This window comes from Dehalococcoidia bacterium (genome assembly GCA_040902535.1).
In the GTDB taxonomy this organism is placed as follows: Bacteria; Chloroflexota; Dehalococcoidia; order DSTF01; family JACRBR01; genus JBBDXD01.
In genome coordinates, this window is sequence record JBBDXD010000027.1 from 33,652 (window position 1) to 54,810 (window position 21,159).

At 65.6% G+C, this 21,159-nt stretch carries 18 protein-coding genes; 13 read left to right on the forward strand and 5 right to left on the reverse strand.

Features of this window, described 5'->3' with window-relative positions:
- Nucleotides 1-311: 311 nt before the first annotated feature.
- The 3 genes from WEB52_14925 to WEB52_14935 all read right to left on the reverse strand — a co-directional run bounded on the left by WEB52_14925 (nt 312) and on the right by WEB52_14935 (nt 3,785).
- Complete coding sequence (locus WEB52_14925) at nt 312-2,096, reverse strand: AAA family ATPase (protein MEX2227727.1); 1,785 nt, start codon at nt 2,094-2,096, stop codon at nt 312-314.
- A 35-nt stretch (nt 2,097-2,131) separates the two neighbouring features.
- Nucleotides 2,132-3,376, reverse strand: a complete 1,245-nt coding sequence (locus WEB52_14930; protein ID MEX2227728.1) for an MFS transporter — start codon at nt 3,374-3,376, stop codon at nt 2,132-2,134.
- Between the two features lie 217 nt (nt 3,377-3,593).
- Nucleotides 3,594-3,785: a hypothetical protein gene (locus WEB52_14935; protein ID MEX2227729.1), complete on the reverse strand. Its 192-nt coding sequence runs from the start codon at nt 3,783-3,785 to the stop codon at nt 3,594-3,596.
- 1,432 nt (nt 3,786-5,217) lie between these two features.
- On the opposite strand from WEB52_14935, the gene WEB52_14940 reads away from it, so the two are divergent.
- The 10 genes from WEB52_14940 (at nt 5,218) to WEB52_14985 (ending at nt 16,401) form a co-directional block, all read left to right on the forward strand.
- Nucleotides 5,218-5,916 carry a response regulator transcription factor gene (locus WEB52_14940; GenBank protein ID MEX2227730.1) on the forward strand — a complete coding sequence of 233 codons (699 nt, stop codon included), beginning with the start codon at nt 5,218-5,220 and terminating at the stop codon, nt 5,914-5,916.
- Nucleotides 5,894-7,405 (forward strand): HAMP domain-containing sensor histidine kinase, encoded by a 1,512-nt coding sequence (locus WEB52_14945; protein ID MEX2227731.1) that lies wholly within the window; start codon nt 5,894-5,896, stop codon nt 7,403-7,405. The genes WEB52_14940 and WEB52_14945 overlap by 23 nt, the downstream gene beginning before the upstream one ends.
- A gap of 39 nt (nt 7,406-7,444) precedes the next feature.
- Nucleotides 7,445-8,533 (forward strand): NDP-sugar synthase, encoded by a 1,089-nt coding sequence (locus WEB52_14950; protein ID MEX2227732.1) that lies wholly within the window; start codon nt 7,445-7,447, stop codon nt 8,531-8,533.
- 53 nt (nt 8,534-8,586) lie between these two features.
- Nucleotides 8,587-9,750 (forward strand): hypothetical protein, encoded by a 1,164-nt coding sequence (locus WEB52_14955; protein MEX2227733.1) that lies wholly within the window; start codon nt 8,587-8,589, stop codon nt 9,748-9,750.
- Between the two features lie 68 nt (nt 9,751-9,818).
- Nucleotides 9,819-11,018: a M20 family metallopeptidase gene (locus WEB52_14960; GenBank protein ID MEX2227734.1), complete on the forward strand. Its 1,200-nt coding sequence runs from the start codon at nt 9,819-9,821 to the stop codon at nt 11,016-11,018.
- A complete protein-coding gene (locus WEB52_14965) occupies nt 11,018-12,121 on the forward strand; it encodes a GrpB family protein (GenBank protein ID MEX2227735.1) in 1,104 nt (367 codons plus the stop codon). The genes WEB52_14960 and WEB52_14965 overlap by 1 nt, the downstream gene beginning before the upstream one ends.
- The gene (locus WEB52_14970; protein ID MEX2227736.1) at nt 12,103-12,843 is read left to right on the forward strand and encodes an HAD family hydrolase; all 741 of its coding nucleotides are present in this window, start codon (nt 12,103-12,105) and stop codon (nt 12,841-12,843) included. Before WEB52_14965 ends, WEB52_14970 begins: the two co-directional genes overlap by 19 nt.
- A 257-nt stretch (nt 12,844-13,100) precedes the next feature.
- Nucleotides 13,101-14,615: a hypothetical protein gene (locus tag WEB52_14975; GenBank protein ID MEX2227737.1), complete on the forward strand. Its 1,515-nt coding sequence runs from the start codon at nt 13,101-13,103 to the stop codon at nt 14,613-14,615.
- A 198-nt stretch (nt 14,616-14,813) separates the two neighbouring features.
- Nucleotides 14,814-15,122, forward strand: coding sequence for a hypothetical protein (locus WEB52_14980; protein MEX2227738.1), 309 nt, complete (start codon nt 14,814-14,816; stop codon nt 15,120-15,122).
- Nucleotides 15,123-15,129: 7 nt separating this feature from the next.
- Nucleotides 15,130-16,401, forward strand: coding sequence for a Glu/Leu/Phe/Val dehydrogenase (locus tag WEB52_14985; protein ID MEX2227739.1), 1,272 nt, complete (start codon nt 15,130-15,132; stop codon nt 16,399-16,401).
- A gap of 281 nt (nt 16,402-16,682) precedes the next feature.
- Here WEB52_14985 and WEB52_14990 read toward each other — a convergent pair whose 3' ends face one another.
- A complete protein-coding gene (locus WEB52_14990) occupies nt 16,683-18,335 on the reverse strand; it encodes a glycosyltransferase family 39 protein (protein MEX2227740.1) in 1,653 nt (550 codons plus the stop codon).
- The gene (locus tag WEB52_14995; GenBank protein ID MEX2227741.1) at nt 18,332-18,763 is read right to left on the reverse strand and encodes a hypothetical protein; all 432 of its coding nucleotides are present in this window, start codon (nt 18,761-18,763) and stop codon (nt 18,332-18,334) included. The genes WEB52_14990 and WEB52_14995 overlap by 4 nt, the downstream gene beginning before the upstream one ends.
- 126 nt (nt 18,764-18,889) lie before the next feature.
- Here WEB52_14995 and WEB52_15000 point away from each other — a divergent pair, with 126 nt between their 5' ends.
- From WEB52_15000 to WEB52_15010, 3 genes are read left to right on the forward strand one after another with little or no spacing between them, the layout of a single operon-like run.
- Nucleotides 18,890-19,651 carry a site-2 protease family protein gene (locus WEB52_15000; protein ID MEX2227742.1) on the forward strand — a complete coding sequence of 254 codons (762 nt, stop codon included), beginning with the start codon at nt 18,890-18,892 and terminating at the stop codon, nt 19,649-19,651.
- Nucleotides 19,651-20,145: a hypothetical protein gene (locus WEB52_15005; GenBank protein ID MEX2227743.1), complete on the forward strand. Its 495-nt coding sequence runs from the start codon at nt 19,651-19,653 to the stop codon at nt 20,143-20,145. Before WEB52_15000 ends, WEB52_15005 begins: the two co-directional genes overlap by 1 nt.
- Before the next feature lie 14 nt (nt 20,146-20,159).
- Nucleotides 20,160-21,155 (forward strand): prephenate dehydrogenase/arogenate dehydrogenase family protein, encoded by a 996-nt coding sequence (locus WEB52_15010; protein MEX2227744.1) that lies wholly within the window; start codon nt 20,160-20,162, stop codon nt 21,153-21,155.
- Nucleotides 21,156-21,159 lie beyond the last annotated feature (4 nt).

Genomic DNA, 21,159 nt, shown 5'->3' on the forward strand with positions numbered 1-21,159 from the left:
AAGGGCGCACTATGTGCGAAAGGCAGAACCCGTGAACAGTGCCGACGAAAACCCTGCGGGACGGGTGAACGCCCAGTTGCGACGATCGCCTGGTAAGCTCGCGCGCGCATTCGCTGTTGTAAGTGATGCAGGCAACGCCCTGAGGAGGGGCGACATCCTCGTCGAGTACGCGCGCGAGCTTAATAGTCAACGCCTTGGTTTTACCTGTCCCAGGCCCTGCTAGAACTACGCAGTTCCGTGAAGACTCGTAAAGTTGCCATTGACCAGGGTTGGCTCGAAGATCCTCAGCGGCGGCAAGATACAACCGGTTATCACTGAGGTAGTTGTTGGGTGACATGCTCTATAGCCTCTTTGATGTAAACCGGACAAATCGCGGCGTTCAGCTTTGAAGCGAGGCGTTGCGCAACACGACCCTTCCCAGCGCGCTCGATGGCCGACATGACAGAATCGAGCGGAACCGACTCGACAGTGCTCGCCCATTGTTTGAACCGCTGCCGTGATGCCGCGGTCTCCGCGAGTTCCTCCAGCGCTTGGCAAATCGGCCCTGCGGCTCCAGCCGTCCACAGCTCCCGTTCGAGGGTCGAACCGTTCACGAAGACTCCCTTCGATCGGCCCTCCTCAAGCAGCCGGTGATCCCCCTCTGCCTCATCGACGTTCCTTCCCAGCACGGTCAGAAGGGCGCGGATCCTTGTCACCGCGCCCGCCGGTTCGTCCTCGCGTGGATCAAGATCCGTAATTACCGAAAAGGGGATGTCTAACCCCGCCTGCGACAACAGTTTGACGTACGCAGCGAAATGGGTTCCCTCAACGGAACACACTGTGATCCCGAGCTTGTCGAAGTCCGTCCCAAGGAGCTTGGCGAAGGCTGGAACCAAGAACGCCTCTGCCATCCCTTCAACCAAAATCACTCCGCGGGCAAACACAAGTTCGCTCCGGGTAACGTTCAGATAGCGCTCGAGATCACTAACCTCATCGGCATCGAATTCGAGCGTCGCCGATGAGAGTGCAACCGTTTCGACAGGCTCCCCGATCCTCTTCAGGAGCACGATCGATCGAACGGGAGAGACGCTCACGACGTGCGGTGAATGAGTCGTGAGGAAGATCAATTGATCGTGCTCTGGTGGCTGGTCTTGCTCAACTCGAGTTCTTAGGAAATCGCTGTATACAAGCCTTTGCAAGTGAGGGTGGAGGTGTGCTTCAGGCTCTTCGATAGCAAGGAAGACGAAGTTGCGCCTCTGCTGTTCAACCGTTAGTCGTAGTTCTAACGTCTTCAGCGCAAGGTACAGGAGGTTCGCAGACCCCAAGCTAGCGTCGGAAATCGAGCGCACGCCATTATCGAAGAACAGACGAAGTGATCGAACCAGTTTGTCTGCGTCCGCCTCAGTGGCGCTAAGTAGAAACTCAAGGCCGTGCCCAGCCCCGACCATCTCCATCAGACGCTCGTTGATTTCTCGAGCGACGCCCGCAACTTCAGGGATCGCGGCAAGTTGACGGCTTCCCGCTGTAATCGCGCCACTGATGCGCAGGAGCTCGTCCGGCTCGATCGTTGACGCGGCCTGTTCCATCAGAGGACGCAACGGAGATGCCCTCCAGCGTTGGAGATCGCTCTCCGCGTCTCGTAGCGCCGGAAGAACGTCGACAGCTAATCGTCGGCGCGTTTCTAGCGGTATGACGTTGTCGGGCCTATCCCCACCGAAGATGGCCCACTTCAGCTCCACATCACTTCTGATCGCTTCGCCGGTGTCTTGTGACGCGGTGTAACGGTAAGTGAACCGGGACGTGAAAGGCTCCGTTTCAACCACCGAATCCGCGAGAAGGGATAAGAGACTCGGCCTCGTCTCGAAGTCACGAAAGTCTAGAGCCACTTCGATTGCGTGGTCTCGAGCGAGCGGCCGCGGAAGACCGTCCCAAAAGTCATCTAGCCTTAGGTAACGAGCCGAGTCAGGAAGACTAGGGTCGAGCACCAGCCGTATGGCATGGATTAGGTTCGACTTACCGACCTTATTCTCCCCAACGAACACGCTGTCGCCGCCGAGGGCGACGTCTAGCATTCGAAAGTTCCTAAAATTCCTAATCTGTAGGCGCGAAACAAACACGAATCCCTCTTCCGCATGATTCTATACGAATCACATCAGGAAGGGCTGGGTTCATGTTCAACCGGCTCCGCCGTCATCTCCTCCCCCACCTCCGCCGGCTCCCGCACTGTCAGCCACACCAACCCCGCCACCAGCACCAGCATCATGCCGATGATCGGGAACGGCGCGTGGATGCCGAGCTGACGCGCCGTGATGCCGCCGAGCAGCGGCGCGATCGCGAAACTCAACGCCTGCGCGCTGCCGACGAGCCCGAACGCCGAGCCGTGCTTGCCCGCCGGCGCGCTGGCGCCGATCAGCGCGTTCACCGTCGGCACCATGGCGCCGCTGAACACGCCGACGAGCGCCATCAGCACCATCAGCGGCAGCAGGCTCTCCGCGATCGCCACGGGAATGTACGCCAGCCCCGCGCACAGCGTCGCCAGTACCAGCACGTTGCGATAGCCCGCGCGCGACGTCAGCCGCGATGCGAAGAGCGCGGCGACGGCGCTCGTGACCGCGAGCGCTGCGAACACGAGCCCCGCCTGCGCCGCGGCCGAGTCTTCGTTCGTGAAGCTGCCGACGACCAGCGGAATGATCGGCCGCACGAACACCGATGCGGTGCTCACCAGGAACATCACGCTGATCAGCAGCAACATCGCCGGCGTGCGCATGACGCTGCGCAGGTTCTCGACGTAGCCCGGCCGCTCGACATTCGGGTCCGGGCGCTTGAAGTCTTCCTTCACGAAGAAGAACACCAGCGCGAACGAGACGATGTACATCAGCCCGCCGACGGCGAACGTCAACCGGAAGCCGAACTGGTCGGCCATCGCGCCCCCGATCACCGGCCCCACCGTCTGCGATGTGAAGATGCCCATCTGCAGCAGCCCCAGCGCGTACGCCATGCGTCGCGCCGGCGTCCCCGCCGCGACGAGCGCCGTCGCCGCCGGGATCGTGCCGACGAACGCACCCTGCAGCGCACGCAGCGCCACGAGCTGCCACACGTTCTGCACCAACGCCTGCAACGTCACCGTCACCATCGCCCCAGCGTGCGCGCGCAGCAGCATCATCTTGCGTCCGAAGCGGTCGCTGAGCGATCCCCACAGCGGCGACGACACGAACAGCATCACCCCGGTCGCCGTGTTGGCAATACCCGCCCAGAGCGCCGCATCGCCGTCGTCTTCGATGCCGATCTCCATGATGAAGAACGGGATGAACGGAAACACCAGATTGGCACCGGCGAGCGCGAGAAACTGCGCGGCCCAGACCGCGTACAGATTGCGCTCCCACGGCTCGAGCTTCACGGCGTCCCTTCACGGTGCGATGTCGGTGGAAAACGTGAGTATAGAAGCGACAACCGCGAAGCGGGAGACGAGATTGGAAGCTGGAGGCCAGACGCTAGAGGCTGCGCACGTCGCCCCCGCCGACTGACAACTGACGACTGCGGCGCGGAGCCGACGCCGCAAACAAAACGCCCGGCCATCGGCCGGGCGTCTCCACGTCGTATGCAGTTGTCCGCGCCTAGGCGGCGATCGAGCGCTCCGCCTTCTTCTGCGCCGGCTCCCCGAACACGCGCGCCCGGATGCGGCTCACGGCCTCGGCGGTCGGCGCCTCCTTCGAGCGGGCGCGGGCCGGTGCCAGCGTGCGGCTGAGCCATCGCGCGGTCGAGGCCGCTTCGATGCTGTGGACGGTGGCGGGCTTCTCGTCAGTCATAGCTTCAACCTTCATCAATCTCAGAATCGGCGGGAAACCGGAGATCTTTGACCGTGCCTGCACCCCATCAGCTTCAGATTCAGATTCAACCCTGGGCGCAGACCGCCAAATACCTAACGCTCCGGAAGCCCGGGTGTTACAGATCCTGGCCCGAATCGGAGGCGGATTGGGCGATGCAGCGAATCTGAGATGCGGGGGGCTGTCTCAAGGCTGGAACGAGGCATCAGGCCACGTCATTGTGACTCAGGCGGGGCGCTGGCGAAGATAAGGAGGGGTGACGTAGCTTCAATCCGAAGCTGCACGCGCGTGTCGAATAGCGGCTAGCCTCCTCTGGCGAACACAACGTCTACCTCTCCGTCGAGTCCGTCGCGGGGAGGTAACCATCGCTCCAGCATGTACCCGATTGCAAATTGGGCCGGGAAGCAGTCGGCAGAGAACAGATAGATTTCCTCGCCGGATGCATACACCTCGCGAGTGATCAGGTACCCAAAAGTCATCGTGGGCGAACCTGCTATGGCTATAGCCCGCTCGATGAATGCTCCGCGATGTTCCTGTGGGCGATGGCTGATGTGTCGGAGGCAGGAATCCCAGTAGTAGCGGACGGCGGCATTGAAGCGCGCTACGTCCTCGTTTACGTCATCCGTGTTTATCCGATAGGCCACCCTGGTTGCGCGCCTTCCTTCGGTACTGCGGGTGCGCCGCTAATGCCCGCCCTAGGGCGCGCTCAACCTCGGGGTCCTTCGCGATGTCCTGGTGAAGCTGGCGGCGTTCGCGCTCTGTGAGTTTGCGCGAGCGCATCTTAAGCAAAAGAGCATCTTTGACGTCAATGAGTATTTGCAAAACGCCCGCCCTCCGAGTTATCGGAGCAGACTTTTGACTGGGTACTGGATCAGGCATCGAATCCACGGCTGCATTCTCGACTTCGATGACTGGCAGCGGTCTCATGGCAGAGTCCCTTCTTTGGGCGCACAAACCCCTAAAGTCAGCCGATCAGCGGCTGGCAACGGTGCGACAACCTCAGAGACAAGTTTGCTGGCAAGGGCGGTCAGAATAGGACATTCCTACCTCATGATCCAGCCGATCTGGCGAGTATGATCGCACCCCTTTGCGCTGTCAAGATGCAATGCGAGGACTCTCCGGTACTGTTTCTACCACATTTCACGAGTCCGCAACGCGTTGCACTTCGTTGCCAAACTGTTGCCACGACCCCCGGTTTACACCCGGTTAACACTTCCTTCGCAAAGTGTTGACAGTGGTTCCGGTAGCCTTGCTTCGTAGGGCGGACCGCCTGTGCGTCTGAAGAAGGCGTAGGGTGTGACTATCTTGAGGCAGGGAGTGAAGCAGGCGGTCCGCCCGATTTCTCCTCCCAGAATCCCCCCGGATCTCTACCCCGCTATAATGCCCCCGGCAACAATCGATAGAAGGTTGACACATGCCGGGAACCATCCTCGTCGTCGACGATGAGAAGAACATCGTCCAGCTAGCTCGGTTGTATCTGAACAACGAGGGCTTTCGCGTCGAGACGGCCCACGATGGCAAGCAGGCGCTAGAAAAAGCCCGCTCGCTCAAACCCGACCTCATCGTCCTCGACCTCATGATGCCGGAGATGGACGGCCTCACCGTCTGCAAGGAACTCCGCAAGACCAGCAACGTTCCCGTCATCATCCTTACCGCCCGCGGCGACGACGTCGACCGCATCGTGGGGCTGGAGGTCGGCGCCGATGATTACATGGCGAAGCCCTTCAACCCCCGCGAACTGGTCGCCCGGGTGAAGGCCGTGCTGCGGCGCTCCCAGGGCGACCGCGATACACCGGAGGTCATCGAGGTGGAGGGCTTGCGGATCGACGCGGCGAGCCGCGAGGTGACGCTCGACGGACGCTCGCTCCAGCTTCGCGCGAAAGAGTTCGAACTGCTGTCGGCCTTCGCGCAGCACAAGGGCACCGTGCTCGACCGTGAGCGCCTCCTGCGCATGGTGTGGGGCACGGACTATTACGGCGACTCACGGACCATCGATGTCCACGTCGCCTGGCTTCGCGACAAGCTTGGCGAGTCCTCGGTCAAGATCCAGACCGTGTGGGGAGTCGGCTACAAGCTCGTGGTGGAAGAAGATGCTGGGAAGCCTCAGAGCTAGGCTCGTCGTCTCGTTCGCCGCCGTCGTCGGCCTGGCTGTATTCCTGTCGGGCGCCGGCGCCCTCTTCCTGCTGCGCGACGAACAGGAAGCGGCCGCGCATGAGCGCTACGGCCGTCACGCTGAGCCGATCAACGAACGCATCGCGTCCATGCTGGCGCTCGGCATGAGCCTCGCCGAGGTCGAGGAGTACGCCGATGCACGCGCTGGCGAACTCGACGTCCGGCTCCTCCTCATCGATGAAGAACTCAACGTCGTCCACGACACGCTCGACAAGCTCCAGGGCACGTACATCCTGACCTTCGAGAATCGCCGCATCCCGCTCACCGAGGAGAACGGCGCTCGCTACCGCGCCGGCGGCTACAGCGGCGAAGATACGCAGCTCACGTTGTTCGCACCGCCGCCCGACACCAACACCGTGCAGGGAGACTTCGAGCCGCGCCAGTACATCGCCTACGTCGCGATCCCGTCCGATGAGCTCGCATCGGCGTGGCTGGACCTGGCGCCACGGCTCGTGCTCGCAGGCGCCATCGCGCTCTTCGTGTCGTTCGGCGTCGCGTTCGTCATCTCGCGCTCGATCTCGGGGCCGCTGCGGCGCATCACGCAGGCGTCGCAGCAGATGGCGCGCGGCGAGTACGACGTGCACATCCCGATCCGCGGCGAGGACGAAGTCGGCCGTCTTTCGGAAGCCTTCAACCACATGGCGCAGGAAGTCAGCCGATCGCAACGGATGATGAAGGACCTGCTCGCCAACGTCTCGCACGAACTGAAGACGCCACTCACGTCGATCCAGGGCTTCTCTCAGGCGATCCTGGATGGCGCTGCCACCGACGAAGAAGCGTCGAAGGAGTCGGCGCGCATCATCAACGAAGAAGCCAACCGCATGCGCGCCCTGGTCGAAGACCTGCTCCTTCTTTCGCAGATCGAGTCCGGCCAGGTGATGATGCAGCACACACACGTCGATCTTGGCGCCCTCCTCGAGCAGACCATGGAGCGCTTTCAGTTCGCGATCCGTGACGCCGATATCCGCACCGGCGTCAGCATTCCCCACCTGCCGATGGTCCATGGCGATGCCCGGCGCCTGGAGCAGGTCTTCTCCAATCTCATGGAAAACGCCGTCCGCCACACGCCAGCGCGCGGTGATATCGCGTTGAGCGCCAACGTCGAGCGGGACGGCGGCGTCAGCGTCCGCGTGCACAACAGCGGCTCGCACATCCCCGCGGAAGACTTGCCGCGCGTGTTCGAGCGCTTCTTCCAGGTCGACCGCGCCCGCGTGCGCAAGGGCGGGAGCAGCGGCCTCGGGCTCTCGATCGTCGCGGAGATCGTCGAGGCGCATGGCGGCACCGTACGCGCCGTCAGCGATGCAGAAAGCGGCACGGACTTCATCGTCACGCTGCCGCCGGCGACCGGCGACCCGCCTCGCAACGGGCGTGCCCCGCAGAGCGGGCAGAAACCGCGGCGCGCCGAGCGCAAGCGAGAAGCGCCCGCGTAACGTCTATACGCGCGCGACCGGCGCCTGTACTCTTTGGCCATGCATGCGGTGATCCTCGCCGGTGGCTCCGGTACGCGGCTGCGCCCCCTCACCTACTCGCTTCGCAAGGAGTTGATGCCCGTGCTCGGCAGGCCGCTGCTCGAGTATCGCATCGAGAACCTGCGCGACCACGGTGTCACCGACATCGTCCTCGCCTGCTCCGCGAAGGTGCGCGAGTTGCAGGCGCACTTCGGCGATGGCGCGAGCTTCGGCGTGCGACTCCAGTACAGCTACGAGGAGCAGCCACTCGGCTCCGGACGCGCGGTCAAAGAAGCAGCCCGCATGGCAGGCGCCGAGGGCACGCTCGTCGTGTGCAACGGCGACATCCTCACGAACATCGACCTGACAGCGATGCTGCAGGCGCACTGGAAGACGCGCGCGACGCTCAGCATGTCGCTGGCGCGCGTCGAAGATCCCTGGCACTTCGGCGTCGTCGCCATCGACGACGACTGGCGGATTTCGCACTTCGTCGAAAAGCCGCCGCAGGGGCAGCAGCCCAGCGACCTCATCAACGCGGGCACCTGGCTCTGGGAGCCTGAGATCCTCGACCGCATCCCCGACGACGACTCGGCGATCGTCGACCAGTTTTCGGAGCGCGTGCTGTTCCCGGGGATCATCGCCGATGGCATGCGCGCGCAGGGGTTCGAGGAGGACCTGTGGGTCGACGTCGGCGCGCCCGACCGCTACCTGCGCGCGAACGCGCTGCTCCTTGAGCGCGCCGCGGCCGCGCGCGGCACGCACGTGATGCTGGATGACGGGGCGAGCGTCGCGCCGGACGCCACGATCAACGGCATGGTGTACGTCGGCGCCGGTGCATCAATCAAACCGGGCGCGCGGATCGCGGGGCCCAGCGTCATCGGCGAGCGGACGGAGATCGGCGCTGGTGCGCTGGTCGAGGCGAGCGTGCTGTGGGACGACGTCGCGGTGGGCGTCGATGCGCAGGTGCGCGGGAGCATCATCGGCGCCCGTGTGAACATCGGCGCGGCTGCGCATCTCCGCGACGCTGTGCTCGCCGACCGTGCGAGCGTGCCGGACGGCATGCATCTCCCGACGGGCGCAAAGCTAGGCCCGGATGAGGTGGCGACCTGATCACGCAAAAGGATCGGATGACGCATCCGCACTCGCGAGCACTTGCTCTGCGCGTGAGCGTACTCGCAATCGCTGCGCTGCTCACATTCCTCGCCGCGTGCGGCGGCGACGACGGCGAGCGCGATGTCGATATGCCCGACACCCCCGCCGGCGAGTCGACGCCGGCGGTAGACACGGTGCCACCCGGCACCGTCGCGCTCTTCGACATGGACGCGCTCACCGCCGAAGGACTCGACCTCGGACGCGCGATCATCCGCGCCGAATGGGTCGACGACGGCGAGACCATCGTCGCCTTCGACGCGAACACGCAGACGTGGGTAGCTCTCGGCATCGACGGTGCGCTCGTACGAGAGATCGCGCCGCAGGTGACGTCGTCGGGCGAAGGCAGCCCCGTCACCGTGCTTGGTGCTGTCGGCGACGGGCGCCGCGTCGCCATGGCCGACCTCCGAACGGGAAGCTTCGAGCTGATCGACGTAGCGTCCGGTGATTCAGAAGTACTCTTTAGTGGCGCTCGCGCGTTCGGATACTTCTCATCGCGCGGCGAGTACCTGGCGGGAGGCACAACGCCTGTCGATTCGACCGGCATGCTGGATCGCGAAGCATCGGTGTTCGGTGTCTTCGCGGCCGACGGCGACTGCGGCGACGCCACATCCTACGCCTGCATCGAGTGGGAGTGGCCGAGCGAGGAGAACATAGCGCGATTTCCGGCGAACAACCCCTGGTCCGCCGACGGCGCGCATCTCTTACTCGCGCGCCAGGCGATCTGCCCGCCCGACGAACCGGGCGCGCCGCCGGAGCCGTGCTCGCCCGATCCCACGTTCGAGGTGTACTCGTGGCCGCAGCGAGAACTCGTGCTCGCCGTTCCGTCCAGCAGCGGCAACGGCGCTCGGTGGGCCGGTACCGGCGCCCTCTTCATCGACGGCTCGTTCGATGAGTCGATCGGCGCCGCGAGATATCTCATGACGCTCGACGGTGAAAAGCGCGCCCTGCCCGAGATTCTGCACGGCTTTAGCGTCTCCTTCTCGCCAGACGGCCGCCACGCGATCGCCAGCGCCATCCCCGGCGAAGACTGCTCGCTCATCGAAGTAGCGACGGGCGACGTGCTCGCATCCGTCGCGGCGGGCGCCGGCGACACGAACGACACGGGCATCTGCCAGCACGTGAGCTGGTCGCCGGACGGACGCTGGGCGATCGCCAGCGGCGTCAACACGCCGTGATCTCTGACCTCAGACCTCGTACCTCCGACGTCTGACCGCGAACCCCCACCCTGCTACCCTTACACGCCATGACCACCACCATCACCGACGACACGTTGCCGCGCGCGCGGGCGTCCGTGCAGGCGCTGATTGCCGACGCCATCGCGTTGCGGCGCGACCTACACCAGCACGCCGAGCTTTCGACGCAGGAGCACCGCACGCAAGCCGTTATTCTCGAACGCCTCACGTCGATCGGCGCCGATGACGTGCGCGATGTCGCCGACACGGGCGCAACCGCGATCGTGCGCGGCGCCCTGCCGGGGCCGAACCTGCTCTGGCGCGCCGACATCGACGCGCTGCCGCTCCTGGAGTCGACAGGACTGCCGTTCGCCTCGACGAATGGCGCCACGCACGCCTGCGGCCACGACGGCCACACTGCGATCGCGCTGACGCTCGCCGCGGTGCTGCAGGCGTCGCGCGATCGCCTCGCGGGCAGCGTGCGCTTCGCGTTCCAGCCGGCCGAAGAGCACGTCGGCGGCGCAAAACGCATGGTCGATGCCGGCGTCATGGACGACCCGAAAGTCGACCGCACGTTCGGGCTGCACATCTGGTCGAGCAGCCCGCTCGGGCACGTGCTCGTCACGCCGGGGCCGATCTTCGCGGCCGCGACGCACTTTCGCATCATCGTGCGGGGGCGGGGCGGCCACGCCGCGGCGCCGCAGGAGACGATCGACCCGATCCTCGTGGCCTCGCACGTCGTGGTCGCGCTGCAAAGCGTCGTCAGCAGGTCCGTCGATCCCGCCGCGACCGCCGTCGTTACGGTCGGGCGGTTCGAGGCCGGCGTCCGCGGCAACATCATCCCGAACGAAGTGATGATGTCGGGCACGGTGCGTACGTACGAGAAGCCGGTGCTCGACCGCATCCTCCAGCGCATGGATGAGATCGTCCGCGGCGTCACCTCGGCGTGGGGCGCGGAATACCAATTCGACCATTCGACGCTGCCCGCATGCACAAATGATCCCGATACGGCGGCCATGGTCGCCGGCGTCGCGGCGCGGTTCCTGGCGCCGGAGCACGTGGGCGAAACGCGCGTCACCGGCGCCGACGACATGTCGTATTTCCTCGACCGCGCGCCCGGCGTGTACTTCCTGCTCGGCGCCTCGCCGCGGCATGTCAAGCGCGTCGAGGCGCATCATCACCCCGGCTTCGACTTCGACGAGGCATGCATGCCCATCGGCGTCGAGCTGGCGCTCCGCATCATCGAAGAAGCCACCGGATCGACGCTCTGATGACGACCGCGCGCACCGGCAAGCCCATCGTCATCGCCGACTACGACCCGCAATGGCCGCAGATCTTTCGCGACGAACGCCAACTGATCTTCGACACGGTCGGCGATGGGCTGTTCGAACGCATCGAGCATGTGGGCAGCACGGCCGTGCCGGGCCTCGCCGCGAAGCCGATCGTCGACATGATGCCCGGCGTGCGCTCCCTTGCGGACGTGACGCCCGACGTCATCGCGCGGTTCGCGAGCATCGGCTACGAGTACGTGCCCGAGTACGAGCAGCCGAACGACGTCGACGAGGGGGCGCCGGAGCGTCGCTACTTCCGCAAAGACCGCGATGGCGCGCGGGCGTTGCACGTGCACCTCGTCGAAAAGGGGAGCGAGTGGTGGGTGAAGCACCTCCGCTTCCGCAACTATCTGCGCTACTTCCCCGAGGATCGCGATGCATACGCGGACCTCAAGCGCGCCATCGCGGCGGACTACAACGCGAAGATGGGCGCAAGCTGGGGTTCGACGGAACTCAACATTTACTACACGGACAACAAGACCGACTTTGTCGAAGGCGCCCTCGCGAAGTTCGCCGCCCAGATCGATGCGCACGCAAGGATCGTCGTCGCACCGTACGACGAGCGTTGGCCCCGGTTTTCGGCGGCAGAGCGTGCGCGGCTGGCGGCGGCGCTGGGTCCGCACGCGCTGGCGATCGAGCACGTGGGTAGCACCTCGGTGCCAGGGCTGGCCGCCAAGCCCACGATCGACACATGCGTCGGGGTGGCCGACATGCCTGTGCTCGACGAGTTCCGGCCGATCATGATCGCTCTCGGATACAAGGGCCTGCGACTGAACGAGCATGACTGGGGATACGCGCCCCTCCGCACGCAGGAGATGAACTACAACACGCACTTCGTGCCGTACGGTGGCGAGCGCTGGAAGTATTACCTGGACTTCCGCGACTACCTGCGCGCGCACTCCGACGTGGCAGAGGCGTACGCCGCGCTGAAGCTCGCGAACGCCCAGGAGTTCGACCGCGACATCCTGGGCTACATCGAGGCGAAGGCGGAGTTCGTCGTCGATATGCGCACCCGCAGCGCCGCATGGCGCGCCGGTGGATGACGATCCGCGCGATCTTCTACGACGCAGGGCACACGCTCGTCAGGCCGCGACCGGACTTCGGCGAAGTGTGGGACTTTCTCGCGCACCAACTCGGCATCGATATCGCCATGGAACATCGCGGTGACTTCCCGGATGTCGGCGCATTCTTCTACAGCCGCCTCGGCGCCGATGGTCTGGGCTCGTACGCCTCCGACGCGGCGGCGCGCAGCTTCTGGTCCGAGTACTACGCGTTCGCATTGCGCGATATCGTCGGCGATCTCTCGCGCGATGAGGTGATCGCGGCCGGCGAGTCGCTGTACGACTGGTACAAGGACCCGCTGCAGTGGCAGCCGTTCCCGGAGGTGCTCGACACGCTTGCCCGCGTGAAGGAGCGCGGCCTGATCCAGGGGGTCGTGTCGGACTGGGGCAGCGACCTCCTGCCGATCCTGCACGCGCACGAGATCACGATCATGATGGACTTCGTCGTGGCGTCGGCGGTCGTGGGCTCTTCGAAGCCTCACCGCGAGATCTTCATGTATGCGCTGGGCCGCGCGGGCGTGCGCCCCGAAGAGACGATCTACGTCGGCGACTCCTACCTGGCCGACGTGCTGGGCTCGCGCGGCGCCGGCCTCCACCCCGTCCTGATCGACCGCGACGGCAAGGCGCCCAAGATCGATGCGCCAGTAGTCACTTCGCTGCTGGATCTCCTGGACGTAGCAGACACGCTGAGCGCGGCCTCGTAGGGCGCCGGCGGCATGGCGGGGCCCTCCACAAGCAGCGCACACGAGCCTTCACGGCAGTTGACGTAAGTCTGCTGGCGCGTCACGACGGGTCCGCCGGGCCGATCAGCGGGTACATAAGGGCGCCACATAAAATCTCCGAATATTGACCGGTTATGCGTTTTGCTAACGGCTTATCGCCTTTACAATGCCCCTCGTCCTGGTGGTTGATGTGGTGCCCCCCGCCACATATCGTTTTTGAACTGAACAACTGAATAACCGTGAAGTACCCGATAACCGTGACCGCGGACGGGTTCGTCCTGCGCCGGCCACGGATCTCCGTGTCTCTGATCGTCAGCGACACGTGGCGATTCGTCCTCCGGCACTGGGGCATCCTTGCCGCCGTCGCCATCACATTCATCGTCCACGCGCCGACGCTCCGTTACTTCTTCGACGGGGATGATTTCGTCGTGCTCGGCAGCATCAACCACGACGGCACGGGCAATTACCTCAAGCACACACTGCTCATGCAGGACATCGTCCCGAACTGGCGACCGCTGACGGGACTGATCTACGCCGCCGAATGGCAACTCTTCGGCATGGACGCGCGCGGCTGGCGTGCGGTCAACCTCTCGCTGCACCTCGCATCGCTCGTCGTGCTGTACGCGCTGATGCTGCGCGTCACCCACCGCCCGATGATCGGCGCGGTGGCGGCGGTGATCTTTGGCGTCTCCGGCGCCCACTTCGACACCGTGACGTACATCACCGCGCTGCCGCACGTGCTGGCGACGGCGCTCGTGCTCGGTTCGCTGCTCGCCATCATCTCGTACGTGCAGGACGGCGAGCGCACCGCCTGGGCATACTGGCTATCGTTCGGGCTCTTTGCGCTCGCATTCCTCGCCAACGAAGGACACTTCGTCTACGCGCCGCTGATCGCCGGCGCCTACGCGCTCTATGCGCGGCGCTGGCACAACGCGCCGCTGCGGCTGGTGCTCCACGCGCTGCCGTTCGCGATCGTCGCGGGCGGCTGGAGCGTGTACTACCAGTTCTGGGCCAGCGACCAGATCAAGTTCGAAGGCTACTACTGGGGCGAACACGTCATCACGAACTACGCCGTCTACCTTTCATGGCTCGTCGTCCCGATCAAGAGCATCCCCCACGATCCCAGCGGCATGCGATGGATCGTCGCCGGCGTGGTGATCGCGTTCGGCGCGTTCTTCGTCATCTGCGGCCCGAACATCGCACGCGTCGCGGTCGCCGGCGTGGCGCTGGCGCTGCTGCCGTACGTGCCGGTCGAGATCTGGACGGCGTCGCGTTACAGCTACTCCGCGGTGGCCTTCTTCGCGCCGCTCATCGCCATCGCTGGATACTACGTCTTCGACCGCGTGCGCTCCGTACACCGGGTCGCGCGCGCACCGGCGGCGATGCTCGCGCTGATCGCCGTCGCGACCGTCGCCTCGTTATACGGATGGCAGACGTACGCGCAGGACCGCCGCTCCGGAATCGCGACCGACCGCTGGCAACTGCTCGTGAACGAACTGCAGGCGAACTACGCGACGGTGCCGCCGGGCACGACGATCTACATCATCGACGGGCCCTGGACGAACCCGATGGAGCAATACACCTGGGTGCCCTCCGTCGCGCGCGCCCTCTACGGCGATGCGGCGGCGTTCAACCTGCCGCGCGCCGTCTTCGTCTCCGAGCCGCCCGCCGACTTCGACAACAAGCTGGTGCTCGAGTGGACGGACGACGGGCTGCGCCCCGTCAGCGCACAGCAGGTGCTGGCCCAGCAGTAACCTGCCGATACTTCACCGATATCAGCGGGACGACGCGAACCTGAGGCGTGTCTGCCCGCTGACTCGCTTTTCGCGGCTCTACCGCATCCCGCACCCAGCGTCCCGCCTCCCGCGTCCCGCGTCCTTCAGCGCCCCTTGCGTCTCTGAGCCAACCAGCGCAATCTTCGAGGAGAAGGCACGCACGAACAGGAGGCCGCCGTGGTCGTATCGACGCTCAAGCGCACCATGACCGTGCGCGAAGCCGGCGAGTTCGCGAAGCGCCAGCAGGCGCTCGAAACGCGCATCGCGCCGCTCATGCAGAAGCAGCCGGGCTTCGTATCGCGCGAGATGCGACGCGACGGCGACGCCGGCGGCATGGTCGAAGTGACGACGTGGGAGACCGACGCCGACTGCCGCAATTACCTGCGCAACGGCGGCGCTGCCATGGCCGCGACGCTCCTCGATGCGTTCTTCCCCACCGCGCCCTATCCCGACGGTAACTGGCTGCGCGAGAACGTCGAGCAGTGATGGCGCGATGACGCAGGCACCAGCATCGCAGGCGCCCGCCGACAACCCGTTCGAGAACGCCATCGAGCAGTTCAACGATGCCGCGGAGCGCCTCGGCGTCGACGAGGGGCTGCGCGAGATCCTGCGCCACTGCCAGCGCGAATTCACCGTGAACTTCCCGGTCGTCATGGACGACGGCTCGATTCGCGTGTTCACCGGCTACCGCATCCACCACAACGAAGCGCGCGGCCCCGTCAAGGGCGGGCTGCGCTACAGCACCAACGTATCGCTCGATGAGGTGCGTGCGCTCGCGATGTGGATGACGTGGAAGTGCGCCGTCGCCGGCCTGCCGTACGGCGGCGCCAAGGGCGGCGTCATCGTCGACCCGAAGTCGCTCAGCCGCCGCGAACTCGAAAAGCTCACGCGACGCTTCGCCGCCGAGATCGGCCTGCTCATCGGCCCGGACGAAGACGTGCCGGCGCCCGACATGGGCACCGACCAGCAGGTCATGGCGTGGATCATGGACACCTACAGCATGATGCACGGCCATTCGACCCCCGCCGTCGTCACGGGCAAGCCGGTTACGATCGGCGGCAGCAGCGGCCGCTTGGAGGCGACCGGCCGCGGCGTGCTCTTCGTGACGCAGGAAGCGTGCCGCCATCGCGACGTGGCGCTCGAAGGCGCGACGGTCGCCGTGCAGGGCTTCGGGAACGTCGGCAGCGTCAGCGCGCGTCTCCTCCACGAAGCCGGAGCGAAGGTCGTCGCGATCAGCGATACCAACGGCGCCATCTACGATCCGGCGGGGCTCGACATCAGCGCGACCCTCGCGTCGACGCGCGAGCATGGTCTGATCCCACCGGGTCATGCCGGCCAGCACGTCACGAACGAGGAGATGCTCGAACTGCCCGTCGACCTGCTCGTCCCGGCCGCCCTCGAAGGCCAGATCCACGGCCGCAACGCCGCCCGCATCCAGGCGAAGATGATCGTCGAAGGCGCCAACGGCCCGACGACGCCGGAGGCCGACCGCATCCTCAACCAGCGCGGCGTCTTCGTCGTGCCCGACATCCTGGCGAACGCCGGCGGCGTCATCGTGTCGTATTTCGAGTGGGTGCAGGACCTGCAGTCATTCTTCTGGGAAGAGCAGGAAGTCGTGCTGCGCCTGGAGAAGATCATCAAGCGCGCCTACAAGGAAGTCGCCGACCTGCAAGAAGCGCACGGCGTCACCATGCGCGAAGCCGCGTACATGCTCGCCGTGCAGCGCGTCGTCGATGCGACGACCGTACGCGGAATCTTTCCGTAGCTCACTTCACATGAACCGCGCTCCGATCGCCACTCCGCGATCGTAGGGACGTAGCTTTAGCTGCGTCCGAGCCCCGCGCGTCAGCGCGACATTCACATGACCCGCATGCCCATCGCCACCCGCGATCGTAGGGACGTAGCTTTAGCTGCGTCCGAGCCCCGCGCGTCAGTGCGACATTCACATGACCCGCACGCCCATCGCCACCCCGCGATCGTAGGGACGTAGCTTTAGCTGCGTCCGAGTGCGCGCTGGCGCGACACCTCCCACCGACGACCCCGCCCCTACGGCGGCCCCACGGATCTCCCGTCTTCCACCGCCGGCAACACGTACGCGTAGAACTCGATCTTGCCGTCGCGCGTTGCTTCGACGGCACGTCCGCCCGGGTAGCGCGCTTCGATCTGGGGCAGCAAGTCGAAGTACGGCTCCAGCAGCACGAACACCGCCTCGCGGCCACGGTCGATGTCCTCGATCGACGCCTCCGCGTTGCTGAACTCGAACGATCGGTCCTCACCCTCCGCGTCCGGAGCCAGGTACTGCCGCGTCTCCTGGCTGAGCGGCGCGCGATCGCTGTAGAGGTAGAAGTACGCGTCGTCCCCAAAGCCGTCCATGAACGTCGACACCGTGGTGAACTCCGAGAAGTAGATCTCGCGCACGAACGGATGCTCGCGCCACGTCCAGAAGTAGTCACGCACCGTCGTCGCGGTCAGCACGGCCAACACCACGGCGACCGAGCCGAACGCGATCGTCCGCCGGCGGCGATCATCAAGACCAGCGCGCCACACTGCGGCGAGCGGCAGCGCGGCGATCAGCATCACGAACGGCGCCGCCGCGACGGGCTGTCGCATGATCGAGCCGTTTTGCGTCACGGCCGGAAGCGGGATGATCAGCGCGCAGCACAGCGCGGCGATCACCACAGGGTCGCGGCGATGACGCCACGCGAACAGCAGCCCTGCGACGATCAAAATGAGCGTCAGCGGGTCAAACACCGGCCTGATCCCGTTCGCGTCGACGATGTCCCAGTCGGCGTCGTGGGTGTAGGTGCGAAAAAACGTCCACGCCTGCTCGCCCGTCAGCCGAATCTTGCCGGCGAACGAGGCGTCATCCCACTCCGCCGACCTCGCGACGCCGACCTCCTGGTAGTTGTCGATGTGCTTCCAGTAGTACGCGTCGGGGTTCGAGAGATAGATGAACATCGGCAGCGCGACGACGAACGCCGCGGCGCCGAACGCCAGCGTCGAACCCAGCCACCACCTGCGGTCATCGCGATTCCGCCAGTCGATCAGCCACATGATGCCGATGAACACAAGCACCGCGACGACGGCGATCGGATAGATGTTGTACGTGTAGATGCCCAGCCCGAGCAGCACCCCTCCCGCGACGAACCACCACCGCTGCTTCGTGTTGCGTCCGAGCATGGTGCAGAGCAGCACCGCCAGGATCACCGTGCCGTACGAGATCGACCAGTGCGCGACGCGGCTGTACAGCAGGTGCCAGTACGAAAGCGCAAGCATCGCGCCGGCGAAAAACGCCTCCGTGCGCCCGAACGACGTCCGCACGAACGCGTAGAGCAGCGGGATCGCCGCCAGTCCGACGAGCGCCAGCGGCAACCGCAGCGCAAACGCCGTGTCGCCCAGCAGCCAGATCGAAGGCGTCGAGAAGTACGCGTGCCCCGTCGGCTGCCCGAGGGCGGCCGTCGTGTACACCGCCCAGAGGTCGCCATCGACGATCCTGTGCGCATCCGTGCCGACCTGCGCTTCGTCCGGGTGTACGCCGTACGGGATGTCGCCCAGCAGCACGAGCCGAAGCACGCCGGCGATAATCAACAGCACGGCGATCAGCACCGCGTCGAGCGCCCACCAGTGCTGATCGACAAACTCGCGCACACGATCGACAAGCGTGCCGGGCGTGGCGGTCGCGCGCACTCCGCTCGTCACAGCTCGAACGTCAGGCGCACGCGAGCATCGCGCCCCGCCGCCCAGCGCGCCATCGCGCCGAGGTCGCGCAGGCGCGGCAACACGCCCGGCGTTCCGGCGAACAGCGCGTCGATGCGCTCATCGCCCGATTCCAGCGCTTCGACGACGGCGTCGATCGTGGCCGCGAGCGGCGCCGCTGGCTGCCAGACGCGCTCGAGTTCCAGCCGATCCGCATCGACCTCGACATTGCGGTCGGCGAAGGTGAGCAGCGGCGTCAGGTCGATCTTGCGCTCGCCCCTGAGCAGCATCGCCAGCTTCGTCAGGTCGTGCTGCGCGCCGTACCGCGCGGCAAACGCGAACGACAGGAACGCGACGAGCGGGTCGGTCGCGCCGCCGAATTCGATCGGGCACGGCTCGCTGGCATCAGACTCGAAGAACAGGCGAGACACGGTTGGAAGACTAACAGAGGATCGCTGCGAATCTGTGCTGAGGCTGGACCTGCGAGGGTGAAGTACCCCAGCATGATGCGTCCGCTCCTAACGGCCGCAAAGACGACTGACCCCTGACGACCCGCAATGCTAGACTTCACCCGCGACGCGCGCTACGGGGGACTCCGCCTTTTGATCCTCATCCACAGTGACCTCATCGACCAGAACTTCGGGCTGTTCCTGGTCCTCGTCAGCACCACCGTGTTCGCGCTCCTCATCGGCATCGGCTTCCACGAAGCCTGTCACGCGTACACGGCAAACGCGCTCGGCGACAAGCTGCCCGCGCGCCAGGGCCGCGTCACGCTGAACCCCATGGCGCATCTCGACCCGGCCGGCTCGCTCCTGATGATGCTCGTCGGGTTCGGGTGGGGGAAGCCCGTGCAATTCAACCCCTACGGCCTCAACGTCAGCCCAAAGACCGCGTCCTTCCTCGTAGCCGGTGCCGGGCCGCTGTCGAACTTCGTCATGGCGGGGCTGCTGGCATTGCCGATCCAGTTCGGCATGGTGCCATACATCAACCCGATTGCGAACCTGCCGGCGTTCATCTGGGAATTGCGCGTGCAGGAGTTCGAGGACTACGTCGGGCTGTTCCTGACCGGGGCGGTCTACCTCAACTGCATCCTGGGCCTCTTCAACCTGATCCCCATCCCGCCGCTCGACGGCTACAAGGTCGCGCTCTTCCTGCTGCCGGACAGCCTCGCGCGCGAGTTCGCCAAGCTCGACCAGTATGGCTTCGCGATCCTGCTCGTTGTGCTGTTCGGCATCCCGTTCTTGACCGGCTACAGCCCGCTCGCCGATATCCTGGGCCCATCCGTGCGCTGGCTCGTGCATCTGTTCACGGGCGCCTGATGCTTCCGCGCATCACCCACCGCGTCCGCCAGTTCTTCGGCGCATTGCGGCCGCGCGTGACCGCCGACGACCGCGCCGACGCCTACCGATATCTCAATCCGCCGCTGCGCACGGTCTTCGAGGCGATGACGCTGCGCGACCAGCAGCATGGCATCGTCGTCTATCAGCGGGTCCGCGAGGCGGCGCAGGGCGACGATCCGGCGCTCTTCGCGGCGGCGCTGCTCCACGATTGCGGCAAGGGCGATGTCCGGCTCTGGCACCGCGTCGCCTACGTCATGCTGGGGCCGCTCCCCGGCGCGCAGGTGCGCGCGGCCTCCGAGCACGCGACGTCGTGGCGCCGGGCGATCTGGCGTCTGCTGCACCACCCGAGGCTCGGCGCCGAGATTGCGGCCGCCGCGGGCGCGGAAGCCGACGTTGTGCGTATGATCAGAGAGCAGGAGTCGGCGGCGCCCGACGCGCGGCTGGCGCTCCTGCAGGCCGCCGACGAAGCTTGAGGACGGGAACTGACATGGAACGCATCGCGATTATCGGGCTGGGGCTGATCGGCGGCTCGATCGGGCTGGCGCTCAAGCAGGCGAATCTCACCGGCGTCCAGATCGCCGGCACCGCACGTTCGCGCGATACGGTCCAGCGCGCCAAGAAGCGCGGCGCCATCGACGAGTTCGCGCACACGCCCGAAGAGGCGGTGCGCGGCGCGAAGCTGGTCATCGTCGCTTCGCCGATCATGACCATCCCGTCGATCTTCGACGAGATCGCGCGCGCGCTCGAGCCCGGCGCGGTCGTCACGGACGTCGCGAGCACGAAGGGCGAGGTGATGCGCTGGGCGCGCGAGAAGTTGCCGCGGAGCGCGCACTTCGTCGGCGGCCACCCGATGGCCGGCAAGGAAACAAGCGGCATCGATGCGGCGGAGGCGGATCTGTTTCGCGGCCGGCCGTGGGTGATCGTGCCGTCCGTCGACGCGCCGGAAGCCGCCGTGACGACGGTGATCTCCCTCGCGCACACAGCCGGCGCGACGACGTTGTTCATGGACGCCGACGAGCACGACAGCTACGTCGCCGCGATCAGCCACTTGCCGCTGACGCTGGCATCGGCGCTCTTCTCACTCGTGTTCGGCAGCGAAGCATGGCCGGAGATGGCCGGGCTCGCATCGAGCGGCTTCCGCGACACGACGCGCCTGGCGTCCGGCGCGCCGGAGATGGCGCACGACATCGTCATGACGAACCGGGAAAACGTGCTGCACTGGCTCGACCGCATGCAGGCCGAACTCGCGCGTTTCCGCGAAGCGATCGCGTCCGGCGAGAGCGAACGCGTCATCGAAGCGTTCACGCGGGCACAGATCGAACGCGACAACTACATGATCAACGGCCCGCCCTCCAGGGAGACGGGGGACGAAGTCGAAACGATCAGCCTCGGTGACATGCTGATGGGGACGCGGCTCAAGCAGTTCATGAAGAAGCAGGAAGACATCATCCGCGCGCAGGAAGATCGCGCGAAGAAGCGGTGATCGC

Bases quoted from the DNA above. Each gene is read 5' to 3' on its own strand.
- WEB52_14945 (MEX2227731.1), top strand. From the start codon at position 5,894: ATGCTGGGAAGCCTCAGAGCTAGGCTCGTCGTCTCGTTCGCCGCCGTC.
- WEB52_15005 (MEX2227743.1), top strand. From the start codon at position 19,651: ATGCTTCCGCGCATCACCCACCGCGTCCGCCAGTTCTTCGGCGCATTG.
- WEB52_14970 (MEX2227736.1), top strand. From the start codon at position 12,103: ATGGCGCGCCGGTGGATGACGATCCGCGCGATCTTCTACGACGCAGGG.
- WEB52_14935 (MEX2227729.1), bottom strand. From the start codon at position 3,785: ATGACTGACGAGAAGCCCGCCACCGTCCACAGCATCGAAGCGGCCTCG.
- WEB52_14965 (MEX2227735.1), top strand. From the start codon at position 11,018: ATGACGACCGCGCGCACCGGCAAGCCCATCGTCATCGCCGACTACGAC.
- WEB52_14940 (MEX2227730.1), top strand. From the start codon at position 5,218: ATGCCGGGAACCATCCTCGTCGTCGACGATGAGAAGAACATCGTCCAG.
- WEB52_14950 (MEX2227732.1), top strand. From the start codon at position 7,445: ATGCATGCGGTGATCCTCGCCGGTGGCTCCGGTACGCGGCTGCGCCCC.
- WEB52_14960 (MEX2227734.1), top strand. From the start codon at position 9,819: ATGACCACCACCATCACCGACGACACGTTGCCGCGCGCGCGGGCGTCC.
- WEB52_15000 (MEX2227742.1), top strand. From the start codon at position 18,890: ATGCTAGACTTCACCCGCGACGCGCGCTACGGGGGACTCCGCCTTTTG.
- WEB52_14985 (MEX2227739.1), top strand. From the start codon at position 15,130: ATGACGCAGGCACCAGCATCGCAGGCGCCCGCCGACAACCCGTTCGAG.
- WEB52_15010 (MEX2227744.1), top strand. From the start codon at position 20,160: ATGGAACGCATCGCGATTATCGGGCTGGGGCTGATCGGCGGCTCGATC.